The 18,794-nt window shown below is 69.7% G+C and carries 16 protein-coding genes and 3 pseudogenes; 9 read left to right on the top strand and 10 right to left on the bottom strand.

Translation table 11 applies throughout. The annotated features are described in order from the left end of the window. The first annotated feature begins 101 nt into the window (after positions 1-101). On the top strand, positions 102-455 hold the full coding sequence (locus tag ACFPP6_RS02225) for a zinc ribbon domain-containing protein YjdM (RefSeq protein WP_382036434.1): 354 nt from the start codon (positions 102-104) through the stop codon (positions 453-455). A 213-nt stretch (positions 456-668) separates the two neighbouring features. Next, positions 669-1,400: an SDR family NAD(P)-dependent oxidoreductase gene (locus ACFPP6_RS02220; protein ID WP_382036431.1), complete on the top strand. Its 732-nt coding sequence runs from the start codon at positions 669-671 to the stop codon at positions 1,398-1,400. A gap of 388 nt (positions 1,401-1,788) precedes the next feature. Here the strand turns inward: ACFPP6_RS02220 and ACFPP6_RS02215 are convergent, their stop codons facing one another. Then, positions 1,789-2,325 carry a GNAT family N-acetyltransferase gene (locus tag ACFPP6_RS02215; RefSeq protein ID WP_382036783.1) on the bottom strand — a complete coding sequence of 179 codons (537 nt, stop codon included), beginning with the start codon at positions 2,323-2,325 and terminating at the stop codon, positions 1,789-1,791. A 320-nt stretch (positions 2,326-2,645) separates the two neighbouring features. Further along, positions 2,646-3,461, bottom strand: a complete 816-nt coding sequence (locus ACFPP6_RS02210; protein WP_382036429.1) for an MFS transporter — start codon at positions 3,459-3,461, stop codon at positions 2,646-2,648. Here ACFPP6_RS02210 and ACFPP6_RS36635 point away from each other — a divergent pair. From ACFPP6_RS36635 to ACFPP6_RS02200, 3 genes and pseudogenes are all read left to right on the top strand, one after another. After that, positions 3,447-3,587, top strand: a pseudogene (locus tag ACFPP6_RS36635) (IS256 family transposase); the annotation flags it as partial. The gene ACFPP6_RS02210 and the pseudogene ACFPP6_RS36635 sit on opposite strands and share 15 nt — an antisense overlap. A gap of 252 nt (positions 3,588-3,839) precedes the next feature. Continuing rightward, positions 3,840-4,142: a hypothetical protein gene (locus ACFPP6_RS02205; RefSeq protein ID WP_382036426.1), complete on the top strand. Its 303-nt coding sequence runs from the start codon at positions 3,840-3,842 to the stop codon at positions 4,140-4,142. Between the two features lie 73 nt (positions 4,143-4,215). After that, positions 4,216-4,722 (top strand): annotated as a pseudogene (locus ACFPP6_RS02200) (Tn3 family transposase); the annotation flags it as partial. 96 nt (positions 4,723-4,818) lie between these two features. On the opposite strand, the gene ACFPP6_RS02195 reads toward ACFPP6_RS02200, so the two are convergent. Further along, entirely contained in the window at positions 4,819-5,421 is a 603-nt protein-coding gene (locus tag ACFPP6_RS02195; protein WP_382036423.1) for a TetR/AcrR family transcriptional regulator, read from the bottom strand. A 152-nt stretch (positions 5,422-5,573) separates the two neighbouring features. Here ACFPP6_RS02195 and ACFPP6_RS02190 point away from each other — a divergent pair, with 152 nt between their 5' ends. Together ACFPP6_RS02190 and ACFPP6_RS02185 are read left to right on the top strand one after the other, a co-directional pair. Further along, positions 5,574-6,419 (top strand): 4Fe-4S domain-containing protein, encoded by an 846-nt coding sequence (locus tag ACFPP6_RS02190; protein ID WP_382036420.1) that lies wholly within the window; start codon positions 5,574-5,576, stop codon positions 6,417-6,419. A gap of 54 nt (positions 6,420-6,473) precedes the next feature. Further along, on the top strand, positions 6,474-6,932 hold the full coding sequence (locus ACFPP6_RS02185; protein ID WP_382036417.1) for a recombinase family protein: 459 nt from the start codon (positions 6,474-6,476) through the stop codon (positions 6,930-6,932). 50 nt (positions 6,933-6,982) lie between these two features. Here the strand turns inward: ACFPP6_RS02185 and ACFPP6_RS02180 are convergent, their stop codons facing one another. From ACFPP6_RS02180 to ACFPP6_RS02155, 6 genes are all read right to left on the bottom strand, one after another. Then, positions 6,983-7,210 (bottom strand): hypothetical protein, encoded by a 228-nt coding sequence (locus ACFPP6_RS02180; protein WP_382036415.1) that lies wholly within the window; start codon positions 7,208-7,210, stop codon positions 6,983-6,985. A gap of 581 nt (positions 7,211-7,791) precedes the next feature. Then, positions 7,792-10,371 (bottom strand): glycosyltransferase, encoded by a 2,580-nt coding sequence (locus ACFPP6_RS02175; protein WP_382036412.1) that lies wholly within the window; start codon positions 10,369-10,371, stop codon positions 7,792-7,794. Continuing rightward, complete coding sequence (locus ACFPP6_RS02170; protein ID WP_382036410.1) at positions 10,368-13,394, bottom strand: glycosyltransferase; 3,027 nt, start codon at positions 13,392-13,394, stop codon at positions 10,368-10,370. The genes ACFPP6_RS02175 and ACFPP6_RS02170 overlap by 4 nt, the downstream gene beginning before the upstream one ends. Beyond that, positions 13,391-14,200, bottom strand: a complete 810-nt coding sequence (locus tag ACFPP6_RS02165) for a glycosyltransferase (RefSeq protein WP_382036407.1) — start codon at positions 14,198-14,200, stop codon at positions 13,391-13,393. Before ACFPP6_RS02165 ends, ACFPP6_RS02170 begins: the two co-directional genes overlap by 4 nt. Before the next feature lie 166 nt (positions 14,201-14,366). Further along, entirely contained in the window at positions 14,367-14,729 is a 363-nt protein-coding gene (locus tag ACFPP6_RS02160; protein WP_382036404.1) for a hypothetical protein, read from the bottom strand. Positions 14,730-14,824: 95 nt separating this feature from the next. Continuing rightward, complete coding sequence (locus tag ACFPP6_RS02155) at positions 14,825-15,598, bottom strand: hypothetical protein (RefSeq protein ID WP_382036401.1); 774 nt, start codon at positions 15,596-15,598, stop codon at positions 14,825-14,827. A gap of 1,173 nt (positions 15,599-16,771) precedes the next feature. Between ACFPP6_RS02155 and ACFPP6_RS02150 the strand changes: the two are divergent. Further along, positions 16,772-17,547: pseudogene (locus tag ACFPP6_RS02150) on the top strand (transposase). Positions 17,548-17,564: 17 nt separating this feature from the next. Here ACFPP6_RS02150 and ACFPP6_RS02145 read toward each other — a convergent pair. Then, positions 17,565-17,993: a VOC family protein gene (locus ACFPP6_RS02145; RefSeq protein WP_382036398.1), complete on the bottom strand. Its 429-nt coding sequence runs from the start codon at positions 17,991-17,993 to the stop codon at positions 17,565-17,567. A 246-nt stretch (positions 17,994-18,239) separates the two neighbouring features. Between ACFPP6_RS02145 and ACFPP6_RS02140 the strand changes: the two genes are divergently transcribed. Further along, a complete protein-coding gene (locus tag ACFPP6_RS02140; protein WP_382036395.1) occupies positions 18,240-18,566 on the top strand; it encodes a hypothetical protein in 327 nt (108 codons plus the stop codon). The last annotated feature ends 228 nt before the right edge of the window (positions 18,567-18,794 follow it).

The following is an 18,794-nucleotide window of genomic DNA, read 5'->3' as shown; positions in this document are numbered from 1 at the left end:
GCTGCGCCCCGGCTACCTGCAGGCACAGCCAAACCATCATGTAGCGAATTGAAAAATTCTGCAATTCGTCATCCCTGCGGGCGCCGGGCTACAGTGGCCCGGTGATCGAGAACCTGCCCCCGTGCCCCGAATGCTCCAGTGCGTACACCTACGAGATGGGCGCATTCCTGGTCTGCCCCGAGTGCGGCCACGAGTGGTCTCCCACGGCCGCCGATCCCGCGGGCGACACCGAGGACGGGGTGATCAAGGACGCGGTCGGCAATGCACTCGCCGACGGAGACACGGTCACAGTGATCAAGACCCTGAAAGTCAAGGGCCACCCGACCGGGATCAAGGCCGGCACCAAGGTGCGCAACATCCGCCTCGTGGACGGTGTGGCCGGCCACGACATCGACTGCAAGATCGACGGCTTCGGCGCCATGCAGCTCAAGTCCAGCGTGGTCAAGAAGGCCTGACCAAATACGTCAGCACGCCTATTGGACTCTTCCCGTGACCGGGCCGGGTGGCCTGCGTTGCTCTAGTCGTGATGCCCGGGTCGCTGCACGGGAAGGGCCGGTCGCCCTGTCGCGCCCGATGCCGACCTGACGGAACTACGCGAACACGGTCCGGAACCGGCGCGCTGCCGCTGTCACCGCGGCCGCACCGGCCGGCTGGAGACGAGGACGGCCATGCCTGACACACCCCGCAGGATCCTTGTCTCCGGCGGCACCAGCGGTATCGGGCGTGCCTGCGTCGAACGCCTCGCCTCCCGCGGGCACCGGCTATGGGTCCTCGGCTCGCGCGAACCCGGGCTGCGAGCCGTCCGGGAAGCCGTGCCACTGGCCGGGAGCAGCCGCTGCGACGTCGCCGACGCCGACGCCGTTGAGGGCGCGGTCGCCGAGGCGGTGGCCGAACTCGATGGTCTCGACGGGGCGTTCGTCAACGCCGGCATCGACGGCCTCGGCGTCCCGGCGGCCGATGTCGACGTCGCCCACTTCCGCCGGGTCCTGGACGTCAACGTCATCGGTGCGTTCCTCGTGGCCCGGGAGACCGCCAAGGCCATGAAAGGCCCGGCTTCGATCGTCATGAACGCGTCCGTCAACGCGCTCCGTCCGGAGACCGGGTTCGTCGACTACAACGCCAGCAAGGCCGCCGTCGTCAGCATCGCGCGTACCATGGCGATCGAACTGGCACCGCAGGGCATCGCGGTGACGGCTCTGTGCCCCGGCTGCTTCCCCACCCCCATGACGGCCCCGTACCTGGACGACCCGTCCACCCGAGCCGGGCTGCTGGCGAGAATCCCGGCGGGACGCTTCGGCCGGCTCGACGAGGTCGCGGCGCTCGTGGACTTCCTGCTGACCTCGAATGCCGCCTACATGACCGGTGGCGTCATCACCATGGACGGCGGGGCCAGCGTCTGACCCCTTCGGCGCCAACATGCAAGTCACCGCCATTGCGGCGGGCGCACTGAACGTCTCGATCGGCCTCGGCCCCGACCCTGAAGCCCCTGCCACACCACGCCCCCCGGACACGTGCACCGCCTCCATCGCACCGGCAACGGACACGGCATCTCAGCCACTTCCCTCAGGACGTTGAGCGCCGCGAGCTTGCGGGTCGACGGTGCTTCCCCGGTCAGCTCGCCTGCGGTCTCGTTGCGTCTGAGATTGCACCGGACGTGTATGCGCCCCTCGCGTTCTTCGAAGACCGGTGCCCACACCACCGGCGGCTCACCCAGGGGCGCGACATGGCCCTGTCATAGGTGCATCAAACTCGTGGCCCGCTGGGAGGCGACCGTTCTCGTTGCCATCGTCAACGAGTGGTTGTGGCGTACTGGTCCGACGACAGCTCGAACACCCGTACTCGCCGGCCATAGGCGGGGTTGACGGTCTCCCGGACCGGACGCATCCCCAGTTTGGTCATGATCCGTTCGGAGGCGTCATTGCCCACTTGAGCGATGCTGACGATCCGTTCCAGTCCTCGCTCTTCGAACCCGAACCGTACAGCGGCGGCAGCGGCCTCGGTGGCCAGGCCCTGCCCCCAGTGGGAACATCCCAGCCGCCAGCCGACCTCGACCGCCGGCAGTACCTCCGGCAAGAAGCGGGGCACCGAAAGGCCGGTGAACCCGGCCAGCTCGCCGGTGGACCGGATCTCCACGGCGAACAGGCCGAAGCCCTGTGACTCCCACTCGCTCTCCCATGCCTGGACCCCGTCGCGAGTCTGCTGCTCGTCACGGACGCTGCCGTCACGGATCCACCGCATGACCTCGGGGTCGGCGTTGACGGCAGCCATGGGCACAACGTCTTCCTCGCGCCAGCGACGCAGAATCAAACGGGGAGTCTCCAGCATGACCATCCCATCATTCTGGATCACCAAATGGGCTCTCCGCCATCCTCGCCGTGGTCGGCCTCGCCGGTCTTCCACACGTCGCCCGTTCTGCCGGGGTCAGGTGCGGGGTGGAAGCCTGGTACGGGGCGCCGGCGTGGCCTTCGCTCAGCCCTCGGCGGGGAGACCGGGCGTCGGCGCCCTTTCCGTGGCGTGTCGCTGAAGGTCGCTCAGTGCCGGGCGCCAAACACTGCGGCGACGTTGTCCCGGTAAGTGAGCGCGGCCCGGCCAGTGCCGCCCAGCTCGTAACGGGGCGGTCCCGCCGCGGTCGAGGGAAGGGCCGGTCAGCCGAGGTCGGGCACGGCGGCGATGGCCTTGCCTACGGGCTCGGGCCGGGTGCGGATGGCGGCCGTCGCGGTCAGGAACGCGGCCAGCGTGATGAAACCGGCCGTCAGGAAGGCCTCGCGGTAGCCCTGTGTGAAGGCAGCACGGGCCAGCTCCTCAGCGGGCACCCGGGCCGTGCCGGGGCGGCGCTCCCATTCCCTGGCCGCGTTGCCGGCAACGGTGACGAGGGCCGTCAGGCCGAATGAACCGCCGATCTGCTGGGAGGCGTTGAGCAGGGCGGAGGCGATGCCGCGATCCTCGGGCCGGACCGTGGCCACGGTGATGAGGGTGAGCGGGACGAAGCTCATGCCCACACCAGCAGACGTCATCACGAACGGCCCGAGCAGGTCCAGGTAGCTGCTGTGGGTGGTCACCGTGGTGGCCCAGAACAGCCCGGCGGTGATGACCAGGGGGCCGGTGGTGACGGCGAGCCGGGTGCCGGTCCGGTCGCCCAGGACCCGTGAGACCACGGTGGCCACGACGACCAGGGTCACGGTCAAGGGCAGGAAGACCACGCCTGACCGGAGCGGGCTGTAACCGAGGACGTTCTGCTCGTACTGCGTGGTGAAGAAGAACATCGCGAACATGACAGCACCGATGGCCATCATGATGGCGTAGGTGCCGGAGCGGTTGCGGTCGCGGAAGAGGCGGAGCGGTACCAGGGGCTGCGAGGCAACCCGTTCGATCAAGAGGAAGCCCGCGAGCAGGATCGCAGCGCGACGAGGAGCTGGCGGCGTTCGGGCCGGGCCCCCCGAGCGTCCGCTGGCGAACTGCACGACGAGTGGCAGGTCTTCGCCCGCCGCTACCTCTCAGAAACCTCCATGGCCTAACTCCTCACCGCCCACCCCACCGAGAACGACCGCCGGCTTCCCGCGCCTGAACCGAATCAGCTCGGCCAGTGACTGCACCACTCGGCGAGACACGGCCCGTGGTCGGCAGATGCCACAGCGGGAACCGTCCCGTGCGACGGGACTCACCGGGAGTCCGAGGTGCAGGGAGGCGTACAGCCAGACTATGACCAAGGCAGGAGACGTCCAGATCACGCTACTGATAGCAGGACCTCGCTCGGCATGCGGGCAACATTTTGATGACTTAACATGAAAAATAGCGCCTGCTAGTCGACTACTGCTCGAGCAGGAAAGCAGGATCACGTCATGTACATGATACGCGAGGTCTACCAAGCCGAACGCGGGAAGGCGCCGGAGATCGTGGCGGCGTTCAAGACCCTCACCAAGGTGTTTGAAGAGGCCGGGTACGCGAACCGGCGAATCTACGTCGATTACGCCGGTCCCATGGATACGGTCGTCTGCCAATGGGAATTCGACAGCCTCGACCAGTACTTCACCATGGAGCGAGCGTTCTTCGTGAATCCAGATGAGAACGCCCAGTCACTGATCGATACGTTTAACAGCAACGCGGCATCCGGCTACAAGGAGATCTACGAGGTCATCCAGTAACGGATCGCCCTGGGCGACAGAGGCCACCGTCACCCGCGCATTCCCGGGTCGCTCACCGGGATGCCATCGCCTGGCGGACCTGCTGCGGATGTTCGGCCGCGAGGGCCACCCGACCCCGCTGGGTACCGCGTTCGCCGAGTACGGGCGCATCGACAAGACCATGCACCTGCTCGCTCTGGTCGACCCGGTCGACGACACCTACCGCCGGCTGATGAACCGGCAGCTGACCGTGCAGGAGTCGCGCCACCGGCTGGCCCGCGCGATCTGCCACTGCGGCCGCGGCCAGATCCGCCAGGCGTACCGCGAGGGCCAGGAGGACCAGCTCGCCGCCCTCGGCCCGGTCCTCAACGCCGTGGTCCTGTGGAACACCCGCTACCTGGACGTCGTCGTCGCCCAGCTCCGCACCGAGGGCCACGACATCAAGGACGAGGACCTCGTCCGCCTCTCCCCGCTCAAGGACCGGCACATCAACTTCCTGGGTCGCTACCTGTTCAACATCACAGCCAGCGGCCCCGGCCAGGGCCTGCGTCCCCTCCGGGACCCGGATGCCTTTGCGGACGACGCGGACGACGAAGGCTGACGAGGACTGCACCTGGACTCGCCGCCGGATCGCTCTCGGCCTCTTCGGACGTGGGGCGCCCATCATTCCGACCTGTTGGATGGCTGAGTTCGCGGCTCATGCCTGACGGTGTTCCGGATTCGACGTATGGATACCGTTTTCGAGCGTGCGAATGACAGTGGAGACGATGCCGTGCCTCGGCAGCCCACAGGCCTCGGCGTCCTGGTACCCGGTGTACACCAGCGACCAGAGCACACGTTGGATCCAGGCGGGAGTGACGTCCGGGTCGAAGGCGCCTTCGGCTTGCCCGCGCTTGATGAGAGTGAGCACGGGGTCATCGAGAGGCTCCGGTGTCTTTGCTGCGCCGCGGCCTTCCAGAACGCGTGGATCGCCGAAGAGGAACACCAGCCGGTCGCCGACCGCCACCATCGCCGTGACCAGCCTGCGCATCGCCTCGATGGGGGAGCCCTGGTCGATGGCCGCGCCGGCCACCGACTCATCGATCGCCGCGATGGAGTCCTCGATGGCTGCGCTGATGAGCCCGGTGCGGTCGGAGAAGTGGCGGTGCAGTGTCGTGCGGCCGACGCCGGCGGCGTCCGCGATATCCGCCAGCGTGGCGTGATAGTCACGGCCGAGCACAGAGGCGGCCGCGCTGAGGATGGCGCGGCGTGTACGACTGCGCGTTCGTGCTCCCGCGGCCTCGGATCCAGACTCCTTCATACTGGTCACTGTACTACCGAACCCCAATAAGTTACATCGCTGATCATTAATGGAACATCAATGTTCCATTAGGTGATACGTTTGCCCCCCTGGTGACCTTGCTCAGAGGAGGAACGGCGATGGCCCGCGGAGACCGGCGTCACCCTGAGAACGTGGCCGGAGACTGGTTCGTCGACGACCGCTGTATCGGCTGCGGAGGTTCGGTCTCGCTCGCGCCGACTCTGTTCGGGCTGGCAACCGACGGCGAGCATTTCGTCATGACCCGCCAGCCGGCCACCGAAGACGAGATCCTGCAGGCACAGCTCGCCGCCGAGGTGTGCCCGTCCCGGTCGATCGGCACCGAATCCGGCGTGACGTGGCGGCGACACCACCCCTTGGAGATCACACCCGGCACCTGGCGGACGGGCTCGAACTCGCCCAAAACCGCAGGCGGCAACGCATTCCTCGTGCAGCGCACCGAGGGCAACCTCCTCGTCGACGCGCCGCGCTTCACCCCGTCGCTCCGCGCCTGGATGGAATCGCTCGGTGGAATCACGGCGATCTTGCTGACGCACCGCGACGACGTCGGCGACGCCGAGCGCTATGCCGACGCATTCGGCTCTGAAGTGGTCATCCATGCCGCCGACGCTGACGCCGCCCCATTCGCAGGCCGGATCCTGAGAAGTGCCGAGACCTGCGAGGTTGCCGCCGGCGTGCTGGCGATCCCCACCCCCGGGCACACCGAGGGACACGTTATGTACCTGAATGACGATGGCACCCTGTTCACCGGCGACTCGCTCGGCTGGGACCCCTATCGTCATGACCTCAGCGCAGAACCGTCCGTGTGCTGGTACTCCTGGCCCGCCCAGGTCGGCTCACTCCAGCGGCTCGACGGCTTCGATTTCGCACGGGTCGTTCCCACCCACGGCACGATGAGCCCGACGCTCGAACCGGGCGACATGCGCCGGCGGCTGCAGGCGCTGGTCGCCCGCCTGCAGCGTGACCTGGCGGACGAGTAGCACGCTCCACTCGCACGGGTTCGCGTCAGCGCCGCGAACCCGTGCGAGTGGAGCGTGAGGTGGGGGCAGTCGGACGGTTCCCGCGTCGTCCCGAGTCTGGACCGCTACGGCCGCGGCCTCCAGGACCTCATCAACATGGTCGCCGAACTGCGCGAGCATGGGATCGGCTTCACCTCGCTGCACGAGAACCTGGACACCACCACCCCCGGCGGCCGGCTCGTCTTCCACGTCTTCGCCGCGCTGGCCGAGTTCATCCGCGAGCTCATCGTCATCGGCGCCAACGAGGGCCTGGCCGCCGCCCGCGAGCGCGGCCGGGTCGGCGGGCGCCCGAGCGTCGCCACCGAGGAAGTCATCCGCGCCGCACGCGATCTGCTGCCTGACCCCGGCCGCTCGATCACCTCGATCGCCAAGCTGCTGGGCGTCTCCCCAGGCACCCTCTACAACCCCATCCCGGACCTGCGCGAGCTGCGCGCTGGCGCCGTGCCCCGTCAGCTCGAAGCGCCGACGAGGTAAGCCAATTTCAACATGATCAATCTCAGCGGCACTTTCTGTACCGCAACTACTCACACCCGGATGTCCGTGGTCAGCACGTGCCCGGTCAGACCGACGGCCGCCGCGAGCGCTTCCGGGATAGAGGGGCCACCCGCCCCCACTTCCCAGCAGCGCGAGCCGGCCCTGACCCCCAGTCGATCGAAGTGCCCGCGCGTCACACCGTCGAACAGCTCGGCCGGCCAAACGAATCGCTCGCCCGCCTCGGCGCACGCGTGCGGCCCCCACAGCCGGCGCACCACGCGCGGGGTCCCACCCGACACACCCTCATGAACCGGACACCATCCGACTACGCCGAAGCCCTGGTCGGCCTGGGCGAGCAGAGCAGCAAAGGCCGTTCCCAGGTACCGTCGATCGCCCAGTTCAGCAGCCGCGTGTAAGCGCCCTTTCACGAGCTGTACTTCTCCGGCAGATGGACTCACTGCGCCCCGGTCTGGAACTTCCAGGCGATCGCGTCGATCACCTCACGGTGATCACGCCACCGACGTCTACGTCTGGCCACCTCTTCCTGCCGCAGCAGGTGGAGTATGGCCACCCCCTCCCCACACGCTCCAACTCCCAACTCACTCCCCAGAATCGTCGTGGCAAGCCTCATCGGGACCACCATCAAGTGCTACGACCGCTCATTCAAGTAGAGCTCTGACCTGCGGGTTCACCTTCTGGGACGCGACGGAGTCAGCTCCGAGATCCACAGGCCAGGCAACGGGTGCACGAGATACTTGCCACCGATCTGATGACACAGCGAGACTTGCGGAAGACCTCCACTTCGCGACAGGCCTCACTGCAAGAAGAGGCAGACATCAGCCCGCAGACCTCACCGCTGCTACGAGTGCCCGACGACAGCCGGCGCCCCCTCGAACCCGCGACCGGACGCCCTCTGGTACACGGCCAGTTGGGCCTCCGCGACGCGGTCCCAGTCCAGGTGGCGCACGTGTCCGGGGCCGGCCACCCCCAGTGCGGCGCAGCGGGCCGGGTCGGTGACGAGGGCGGTGAGCGCGGCGGCGTAGGCGTCGATGTCCTCCGGGGGTACGCGGATGCCGACGTGGTCGGTGACGAGGGAGCGCAGGCAGGGGATGTCGAAGGCGAGCACGGGGGTGCCGGTGGCGAGGGCTTCGGCGGCGACCATGCCGAACGTCTCGTAGCGGCTGGGGACGCACACCAGCCGCGCCGTGGCGAGCAGGTCGAAGCGGGCCGGGCCCGTCACCCGGCCCAGCCAGTGGACGCGGGCGGTGATGCCGAGCTCTTCGGCCAGTACCCGGGCGGCGTCCGCGTGCGGCCCGTCGCCCGCGATGTGCAGGTCGGCGGTGATGCGGGGGGCAGCCCGGGCGTAGGCGCGCAGGAGTAGATCGAGGCCTTTGGAGCTGGTCTCCAGGCGGCCCAGGTAGAGCAGGTGGTCGCCGCGCGGCGTCGTGCGGTGGGTGAAGGCGGCCGGGTCGACGCCGTTGGGGACGACCTCGACCCGCGCGGCAGGGTTGCGTCGCGCCAGCTCAGCGCCGAGGTCGGCGCTGACGGCGACGAGCGTGGTGTGGGAGGCGAGGCCGAGGCGCTCGACGCGGTGGAACGGAAGGTGGTACTCGCGTCCCTTGTCCGCCGCGGCGAGCCACTGGACGAGGCCGACCACCGGCCGTCGCGTCAGGTGGGGGATGCAGACGGACGAGAAGGGTGCGGCGAAGTCCTCCACGATCACATCCGGGGCGTGGCGCCGGACCAGGCGGCCCAGGCCGACCACGATCGCCGCGAAGTAGGCCAGTTGGGAGGCGAAGCGGCTGCGGGCGAGAGGGCCGGGGTGGGCAGGCAGCGGTACGTAGTGAACGCCGTCGAGGACCGTGGCCGTGGCGCCGGGCCAGGGGGCACAGACAACGGTGACCTCGACGCCTCGTGAGACCAGGCGCCGGTTGACCTCGTGGGTACGGACCGAGCCGCCGCCCGCCCCGGGCCGGCGGGGGTCCTCGAAGCCCAGGTGGAGCACGCGGTACGGGCCGGGGCCGCGCCGTACGGGCCGGGCGGCGATCGCGCCCAGGCACAGGACCAGCACGGCCGCCCCGGCCCAGGGCAGGGGGTGGGGGCGCAGGGCGAAGAGCGCGGCGGCTGCCAGGGCACCCGCCGCCAGCGGACCGAGGGCGCCGGCCAGGGGCCCGAGGCCCGGCACGCGGCGCCGGGCCCGTACCAGCAGCGCGGCCGCCACGGCGCCGGTGACGGCTGCCGAGCACCAGGCGAGGCGGAGGGGTGAGACGGCCGCGACGGCGTACAGACCCCCGCCGAGCAGGCAGGCCACTGCCAGTGGCGCGACGGCCCGCCGGGCCGGGCCCCATACCTGGAAGACCACGCTGACCAGCACGGTCGTGGCGCTCGCCGCGCCGGCGAGGGCGAGCGGTGGCAGCAGCGCGGCCGAGGTGCCGTACTGCGGGGGCAGGACGAGCGCCAGCACCGCGTCGGGGCAGCTCGCCACGAGCACGGTGACGGTGATGCTCCCGATCCAGTGCAACCGGAGCACCGGACGGAGCTGCCCGGCGCCGTCCCGCGCGCTGATGCCCACGAGTTGGGAGAAGACGACGGTGGCCAGAGCGGTGGAGAGGAACAGCGGGATCCGCGCGAGCACGAGAAGTGCCTGGTAAGGCGCCAGTTCGCCGGATCCGCTCCGTACGGCTGCGGCCACCACCACGTCCAGGGTGAAGAGCACACAGCACAGAAGCTGGATGCCGCCCACGGACAGCGCCCGCCGCCACAGCCCGGAACCACAGGGCCCACCGGACGGCACGTGCGGTCCGCCCACCAGGTCGGGGCGCAGGGCGAGCAGTCCGAGGGCCGAGGCGACGGCCGCACCGACGGAGAAAGCGCTGATCGCCCCGGCGGCGCCCCAGCCGGCGAGGACGGCCGCAGCCGTGACGGCGATCCGCACGGCCACCTCGCCGAGTCGCAGGAACCCGAGTGCGGCGAATCGCCGACAGCCCTGGAGGTAGCCGGCTCCGACGGAGTTGACCCATATCGCGACGCAGGACGCCGCCATGCCGGCCAGCGGGCCCGGCCCCGCGTACGGGACGACGGCGCCGCACGCAACGACTGCGCACATCAGGGCGAGGCCGAGGGAGAGGCGGAGACAGAAGCGCACCGAAGTGCGCCGCCGCGGGCTGCCCGCGACGTCCAGCGCGACTTCCCGGGCGAGCACCCACGGCACGGTGGCCCCGGCGAGGGTCCCTACGCTCAACAGCACTGAGGACAGGGCGGAGTAGACGGTGTAGTCGGACGCGGACAGCGCGTGGACCAGAAAGACCGAGAGCCCGTAGTTGCCCACGCCGACCAGCGCGGCGGAGGCGGTGAGGAGCATGGCGCCGCGCGTCACGCCCCGCTCCGGTGCGGGGCCGCCGGTGGTCGTCCCACGGTCGAGCGTGGCGGTGCCGGTCACGGCCGGCTCTCCGTTCCGGTCGATGCGGGGGCAAGGAGCGACCGGACGTCGTACACCCGCAACGCACCCGTCGTACGGCCCGGTTCGCTGTGCACGAGCCGTCCCTTCCGCAGGACGGTGGACGACAGCCCGCCGTCGATCCGCGCGTATCCCTGCGCCAGCAGCTCGGTGGAGACCACGACGTAGTCGACGCGGTCGCGACGGAGGTCGGACAGGGTGTGCCAGTCCCCCAGGCGGGCTCCGGGCAGGACGAAGGAGGCGCCCTCGTCGGTGGCAGCGATCACGCTGCCGGAGGGGACGTGGGTGCGGGTCCAGGCCAGGGTCCGCCGCAGGGCGTCGTCGTGCCGGGTGTGCACACGCGCCCAGACGACGGCGTTCAGGATGAGTGCGGCCGCGGTGATCGCTGCCGCGGCCCACACGGCGGGACGGCGGGTTCGCAGTGGGGGGAGGAGGCCGGCGGCGAGCGCGAGCGCGGCGATGCTGGTGACGAGAAGCGGGTAGAACATCTGCTCCTCGACGGTGCCCAGCGTCACCGCATAGGTCAGGTGGAGCAGGGTGCAGGACGCCCATGCGGTGACGAGCGTCCTGCCGGGGCCGCCGCCCGTGACGTGCCGTCGCCGGCGGATCCCGGACCACACGAGCCAGAGGGTGGCGGCGCAGCCCAGCACGATCAGCACGTAGGGCACGGCGAACTGGCCGAGCTGAGCGACGAGCCGGTCGGTGAAGCCCACCGCCCCGTCGTGGCTGTTGAAGCCCGAAATCTGTTTCAGGCCCAGCGCCCGGGCGACGCCGTCGCTCTTCTGCGCCCACCATGGCCGCCACTCCCCGCAGGCCGCCACCGTGACGACATACACCGCGTACCCGGCGAGGGTGACGGCGGCGGCCGTCAGCCGCATCCGCCGCACCGTGCCGCGCGCGGCCAGTGCCAGCACGGTGACCGGCACGAACGTCTCCAGCGCGTAGGGCTCCTTGGTGGTGACCGCGACGGCGAACAGCAGACCCGCACCCACGCCGGTGGCCGTCCGGCCCCGCCCGGTGGCCGGAGTGCGGGCGAGCAGCAGCATGCCGAGCGCGGTGGCTGCCGTGGCTTGCGCCTCGAGCATGACCCGGCTGTCGAACCGGTTCAGGAACGGGTCCAGGGCGAGCAGAAGCCCGGCCGCCACGGCGATCGGCCCCCTGACGCCGGCGCGGCGCAGCAGGGCCGTCACCGCGGCCACGGTGACGGCCCCGCAGATCGCGATGACCGGGCGCAGCGTGAGGACGAGGTGGAGCAGGTCGCCGGAGGTGCTGCCACCGACGCGGAGGGCGGCTGCGAGCAGGGCGAAGAGGGCGGGCGGGTGGAGGGCGAAGTACCCGCCCTGGAAGGTGAGGCCGCGGCCGCTCGCGAGGTTGTCGCTGATGGCGGTGTAGTACAGCTCGTCGACGAAGACGTCGTAGGAGCGTCCGGTCGCGGCGAGTCGCAGGGCGAGCGCGAGGGCGAAGAGGAAGCCGAGGGCCGGGACGGCGCCGCGCCGGCGGCGCGCCGGCTGCGGCCGCGGGTGCACCTGCGGCAGTGGCGGGTGAGTCTCCCAGCCGAGCAGGTCCGCGTGGCGGGCGAGCCGTACGGTGACCCGCTCGTCGGTGGGGTCCACGCCGATCCGTGACAGCACGGACCGGGCGTCGTGCTCGTCGGCGCCCGGCAGCAGCAGGCGTCCGGGGCCCGGACCGGTGGTGGCGATCAGGTCGGTGGCGCGCAGCGAGCCGAGGTCGGCGCGCCGGAGCAGTCCGGCGGGTGCGGTGACAAGTGCGCAGGCGTCCGTGAGGGTACGGCGCTCGGCGCGTGTGCCCGCGCGCAGCCGTCCGTCCTCGGCGGTCAGCACGGAGAGCAGGTGGCCGGCGGTGGCGGCCCAGGTGAACTTCGCGGCCCACGAACGGCACGCGGCGTCCCGGCGGCCGGCCTCCGCGGGGTCCTCGACGGCGCGCAGGGCCTTGGCGAGCCCGGCCGCGAGCTCGTCCTCCGGCCCCAGGAGCCAGCCCGTGACGCCGTCGCGGACCGTGTCCCGGAGCCCGGGAACGTCGTGGGCGAGGGCGGGGACCCCGGCGGCCGCCGCCTCCATCACCGACAGTCCCCAGCCCTCGGCCAGCGAGGCGGTGGCGGTGATCCAGGCGGAGTCGACGAGGGCGTCCCGCGTCTTGTCCGGCACCCGGCCGTGCAGGACGACGGCGTCGCCGAGCCCCAGCTCGGCCACGAGCCCGTGAAGTTCTTCGCGGGCCTCTCCGTCCCCGACGATGTGCAGCTCCGCATCCGGCAGTTCGCGCCGGAGCGCGGGCATGGCACGGACGAGAAGGCCGATGCGTTTCTGTGTGACCAGCCGGCCCACGCACACGATGCGGGGAACGCCGGCCCGGTGGCGGGGAGGGCCCGCCGGCCCTGACGAGCACGGGTCCGGGAGAGCCGCCGGGCCGGGCGGCTCCAGCCCGGCCGGGGCGAGGTGGACGGGGCCGCGCAGACCGAGCCGCCCGCGGACGTCGGCGCGGGTGGACGGCGACACGGCGCAGACGGCGCGCCGCCCGTACACCAGGCGGCTGCCCCGGCTCTCCAGCCATCGTCCGACGGCGGCGGGCGGGCGGGGGAACCACAGGGCGAACTGCCCCTGGTGGACGTGGTGGACGAGCAGGACGACGGGGGTGCGCCGACGCAGGACGAGCGGCGCGAAGAAGGGTATGCCGTTTTGCGAGTCGATCACCCCGGCGATGGAGCGGCGGTGCCACAGCAGCCAGAGCAGGGCGAAGGGGTAGACGGTGAAGCGACCGCCGCCGCGCACCACGGTGCCGTGGTCAGTACGGTCACGGCGGGCGGTGCCGCGGGGACGGGCGGTCAGACAGGTGACCCGGACGCCCGCTCCGTGCAGGTGCCGGGCGACCTCCTCGCAGTACAGCTCGGCGCCGCCGGCCTGCGGATGACGCCCGTCCCGCCAGTTGCAGACCACGACGTGACGGCCCTGCCAGTGCCGGACACCGGGGAAGGCGGAGTTCAGGTTCATGCCACTCCCCCGGCGGAGCGAGCCGGGCCGCCCGGTAACGCCCTGCGCAGCCGCCACAGCTCTCCGGCCACCCGGCGGCCGTCGGCGAAGGGACGGAAGCTGGAGCCCTGCTGGTCGCTCCATACGACGGGGAACTCCGTCAGGCTCAGCCCGAGGGCACGGGCCCGGGCGATCACCTCGAGGTCGAAGGCGAAACCGGTGGTCGTGATGGCTGCGAAGATCCGGCGAGCGGCCTCGGCGTCGAAGAACTTGAAGCCGCACTGGGTGTCCCTGACCGGTCCCGACAGGTTCCGCGTCAGCAACCGGAATCCGGCTCCTCCGAGCCGGCGCAGGGCGGGCTGCCGCACGGGAATGTCCGCCCCGGCACAGCGCCGGGAGCCGATGACGACCGACCAGCCGTCCCGGAGCAACCGCAGTGCGTCGTCGACGGCGGAGACCGGCGTGGCCAGGTCGGCGTCGCAGAACCCGACCCATCGCGCCCGCGTGGTGACCATGCCCCGGGCGACAGCCGCCCCCTTGCCCCGCCGGGAGCAGCCCGTGACGGACACGGGGACGCCGGACGCCGCAAGGGCGTCGACGCATTCGGCGGTACGGTCGCTGCTGCCGTTGTCGACGACCCTCAGGGCCGCGGTCAGCGGCAGACGGCCCAGGTGGTCGGCGAGGGCCAGCACGGTGGGGACGAGGCGTTGCTCCTCGTTGTAGGCGGGGATGACGATCTCGAGTTCGCGGGCAGCGACGGCCGGTACGGATCCGGAACCCGGTACGGGAAGGTGCACGTCCCGAGCTGCCGTGTGGGGCGATTCCACTGCGGGTGTCTCCTTCGTGCGAGGTGCGAGGTGCGAGGTGCTACGCGTGTGAGGTCCGCTGAGTGGCGCGGGTGGCGCGCGACCGGGGCGGACAGCAGTGCACGCACCCGCGCCGCGTCGGCGCGGGTGCGTGCCGTCGATCACGAGCCGGATTCAGCTGCCGCTACTACTTGGAGTCCTCCAGGTCGGCGATGACGAGGACCTCGACGCTGCCCTGGTAGGTCCAGCTCTGGTTCCTCGCCACGTCCGGGCGGGGGGCCAGCTGGGCCTCCACGACCACCTCACCGGACGTGTGGCCACTGCTCCGCCACGACGCGGAGACCTTCTGGACGCCGATCTCGAAGTCCTCGAGCCGGCCGTTGGAGCGGACTTCGAAGTTGAACCCCTTGATCGCGACGTCGACGACCTTGTTGTCGTCGTCGTCCTTACGGATCTTGCCGGAGAACCGTACGGGCTGCGGCTCCGAGGCCAGGTCCAGGGTGTGGGTGGAGCGTATGGGCAGGGTGAACTTCTGGAATGCGAGCGCCACAGCGCTTCTCCTCTTCTGTGTTCTCTGTCTGGATGTCTGGCTGGGTGTCCGGATGCCGGGGTGTTCCGTGGGTCCGATGCCGGCGCTGCCGGCGATCAGGACTCCAGGTCGGCGACGACCAGGACCTCGACGCTGCCCTGGAAGGTCCAGCCCTGGTTCCTCGCCACGTCCGGGCGAGGGGCCAGCTGGGCCTCCACGACCACCTCACCGGACGTGTGGCCACTGCTCCGCCACGACGCGGAGACCTTCTGGGCACCGATCTCGAAGTCCTCGAGCCGGCCGTCGTAGCGGACTTCGAAGTTGAACCCCTTGAGCAGGACGTCGACGACCTTGTTGTCGTAGGCGTCCTTACGGATCTTGCCGGGGAACTCCACGGACTGCTTCGCCGTGGCCACACCCGCTACCTGGGTGGACTGGATGGGCAGTGTGTACTTCCGGAACGCGAGCATCCCTGCACTCCTCCCACGGGCGATGTCGACGGCCAAGTCGCCCTGCACACCGCCGATCTCCAGACGGCCGTGCACCGTGCCCGGCCGGGCGTTCTCGTCCGCCTTGACGTCGACCGCGTAGAAGCAGCCGGGCGACCCGCCGGGCACCAGGTCGGCCACCGTCTGGAACCGGAGCGTCCGTGCCTTCGGGTCCCACTTGAACCTGGGCTGGGGCTCCGGCCGCTGGCCCCCGCAGACGTAACCGACCTGGCCGCCCTCGGGGAAGGACACCCCTTGCGGGAACGTGACCTGGACCCACTCCCCCTTCTTCACCGGCTCCTGCGTGTCCGGGGTCAAGCCCACGTCGACGGCGAGGGACCCCAGCGTCCCGGGCTGGAGATCTCCCGGGGTTCCCTTCCCCTGACTGATGGTGAAAGGCATTCCTCCTCCTTTCTGTTGAACCGCGCAAGGAAACACATGTTGCTTGTCGCTTGTCGCTTGTCACCGCCGAGCAGCTCCTTGCCGGCATGCCCTCGGCGGAACGGTGACCACCTTGGCAGGGCCGTCCGCACCCCCCGCGAGAAATACGCCAAGGTCCCTGCGGCGTTGTCGCTTTGTGGAGCGCGCCGAAAAGCGCAGGTGGTCGAAGTGGAGTCGGGTCGCCATGACACCGGCTCGCCACTGTGTTCCGTCACCGGAGTACAGGTTCACAGCGACCGAAAATCGCTGAGAAGCACGGACAGTCTTCTCCGCAATCCAGCCACCATCGAATGCCCGGTGCCGGACGGCGGCGCCGCGATACGCGGGAAATGACACCATTCCCACAATGCTACGACCGGGGATCCCTACCGTCCCGAACAGCCCGGAAGATGCATTCATACAGGTCAGGTGCCGTTGCACTATCGCAATCTCACGGCTTGGCAATATTTGGTTCAACCGCTGGCCCACTCAGCACTTGCACACACTCCGAAGCTCGCTTCTACGGCCCCTGGTAAGGCCTGTCGCCCCAGATGCCTCTGTCTCCCTTCAGCGAATTTCAGCCACCCGTCGGTGTGGCAACGCGCGCCTGTCACGCTCCGTTTATCGAGCGGGGCCGGAAGGGCGCTGTTGACACCGCCCGGCCCCGGCAGCCCGTATAAGAAAGTCCCTGCTCAACGGCGACTTTCCCGGCGGCAGCGGCAACCTGGCAGTGCTCGGCGATGCGTTCCCGATAGCCGAGAAATGCGTTTATCCACGCCTCTCAGCCGACTGCCCACCGTCCCCGAATCCGATCAGGTCGTGAGAACCGTCACGCGCCGGTCACCCGGCAAGGGCGAATCACCCATTTTCCCTGTCCTTGTTCCCCTGCGAAGCCCTCTGGGAGGTCATTCGGGGTTCGGCCGAGATCCCGTGAAGGCCCGCCGTGCGCAACAGACGTTCATGAGTTGTTTAACTCTGCCGCTGCGCCGCCGCCCCCGCCGGGTGGGCAGGGAGCCCCCGAACCGGCACGCCTCGCTGCCGGGCACCTGCCCTGAGCGGCATTCCCCCGACGAGGCCGACTTCTCGATGACGCCGCTGCGCCGCACATGCCTAAGATTGTCCCGCAACGGCTGATCCTGGTGTCATGATCTTGCCGTGCCTGGTCTGATCACGGCGTCGGAGCCGTCCTGGATAGCCCCGTTCACCGGGCTGAGCCCGCGGCAGTTCGGCAAGCTGGTTACTGCGATGCGGCGCAAAGGTGCGAAGTCGGTACGCAGGGGCCGACCGTGGATCCTGACTCTGGAGGACCGGATCCTGCTGGTAGCGGCCTACTGGCGTACGAACTTGACGCTGCGGCAGCTCGCTCCCGCTGTTCGGGGTGTCGATGTCGGCCGCTGACCGCACAATCGGCCGCCTCGGGCCGCTGCTCGCGCTCAAGCCCCGTCAGCGGTTCCGTAAGGATGCCGTGCTGATCGTCGATGGCACCGTGGTTCCCACGCGGGATCATGCGGTTGCCGAACAGTCGAAGAACCACCGGTACTCGACCAACCACCAGGTCATCATCGACGCCGACACCCGACTCGTCGCCGTCGGTCGGCCGGCCGGCAGGTCGCGGGCAACCGCAACGATTGCAAGGCGTGGGAACTTTCCGGTGCGAAGGCCGCAGTCGGCCGGGCCACGGTCATCGCGGACGGCGGCTACCGGGGCACCGGCCTGGTCATCCCGCACCGCCGTGAACGCGGCCAGACCGAACTGTCCGCGTGGAAGGAGGAGCACAACACCTCCCACCGCAAGGTCCGGGCCGGCGGCGAGCATGTTTTCGCGCGGATGAAGGCATGGAAGATTCTTCGCGACTGCCGTCTGAACGGCGACGGCGTTCACACCGCCATGCTCGGCATCGCCCGGTGCACAACCTCGCCCTCACGGGATGATTCCCGCCCCATGATGCTCAGTCGATACAGAACTCGTTGCCCTCGATGTCCAGCATCGGGATGCACGAATCATTGCCGTCATACAGCGTTTGCACGTGCACTGCGCCGAGCGGGACCAGTCGTGCGCGTTCGGCCTCAAGTGCGGCGAGGCGTTCTTCACCCACGAGTCCGGTGCCGACCCGCACATCAAGATGCACCCGGTTCTTGGCGGCCTTCCCTTCGGGGACGCGCTGGAAGTACAGTCGCGGGCCCACACCTGAGGGATCAATGCAGGCGAACCATGAATCCCGCTGCTCAGGTGGCTGCGAACGCTTGAAATCATCCCAAGTGGCAAACCCCACTGGCGGCGGCGGTATGACGTACCCCAACACCTCGCACCAGAAGCGAGCGAGGCGCTCAGGTTCCGCGCAGTCGAAGGTGACTTGGAACGTCCTGATCGCTGACATCGGTGCACCGTACCAAGGGGACTTGGGACTCTGCATCTCATTTCGCCGGATGGATCTGCCCGCAACCTCCTCGCGCCCTGAGCCACCTTGGACACCAAATGATCAAACCGCACCACCCACAAGAGGGACATGGACGCCCCTCCCCCACACTCTCGGCCTGGCGAGCTGTTTGATCAAAGAATCGACATCTGACGGACCGGCGTTCGCTACCGTACGGACCGCGGTCCTCTCACCCCTGGAGAGCCGATGGACGACAGCACCACCGCACGGCGCGTCATCGACGAGGACGAATACCAGGACGCGGCCAAGATCGTTCGCGAGGTCGCCGACCGATACGGGACCAGCCTCACCCCCGCCGCGACGGACGACATCGTGACGGCACTCCTGACGAGTGCCGGTCTCCTCACTCCGCCCCCGGCTCCGGAACCCGGCACGTGCACCGCGCTCTTGCCGGACGACGAGGGCATCTGGGTGCAGTGCGAGAGGGATCCCGGCCACGCCGACACGTCCCACCACGACGGCGAATTCGGCTGGACCGACGAGCACCCCGAGGCCGTACCGCCGCAGAGCTGACCCACCGATGAACACGCCGGACACCACGGCGCCGCCGGAGTGGCAAGCGGCCAACAATTCGCCGGCAGTGCCGCTCACGCGAGATCAGGACCTTCGTGTGCGGGCCCGCAGTCGGCGGGGGAAGCTGACGCGGCCCGACGCCGGGCGGGAATCGGAGCCGTGGACTGCACCGGCCCGCTGTAGGGGTCCCAACCAGTGCACGCACCGAACCCACCAACGCCGACTGCG

Origin of the sequence: Streptomyces aureoversilis (genome assembly GCF_042657885.1) — a bacterium.
GTDB classification, from domain to species: domain Bacteria; phylum Actinomycetota; class Actinomycetes; order Streptomycetales; family Streptomycetaceae; genus Streptomyces; species Streptomyces aureoversilis.
The sequence above is the reverse complement of the archived record's forward strand: the minus strand, read 5'-3'. Positions and strand labels throughout refer to the sequence as shown.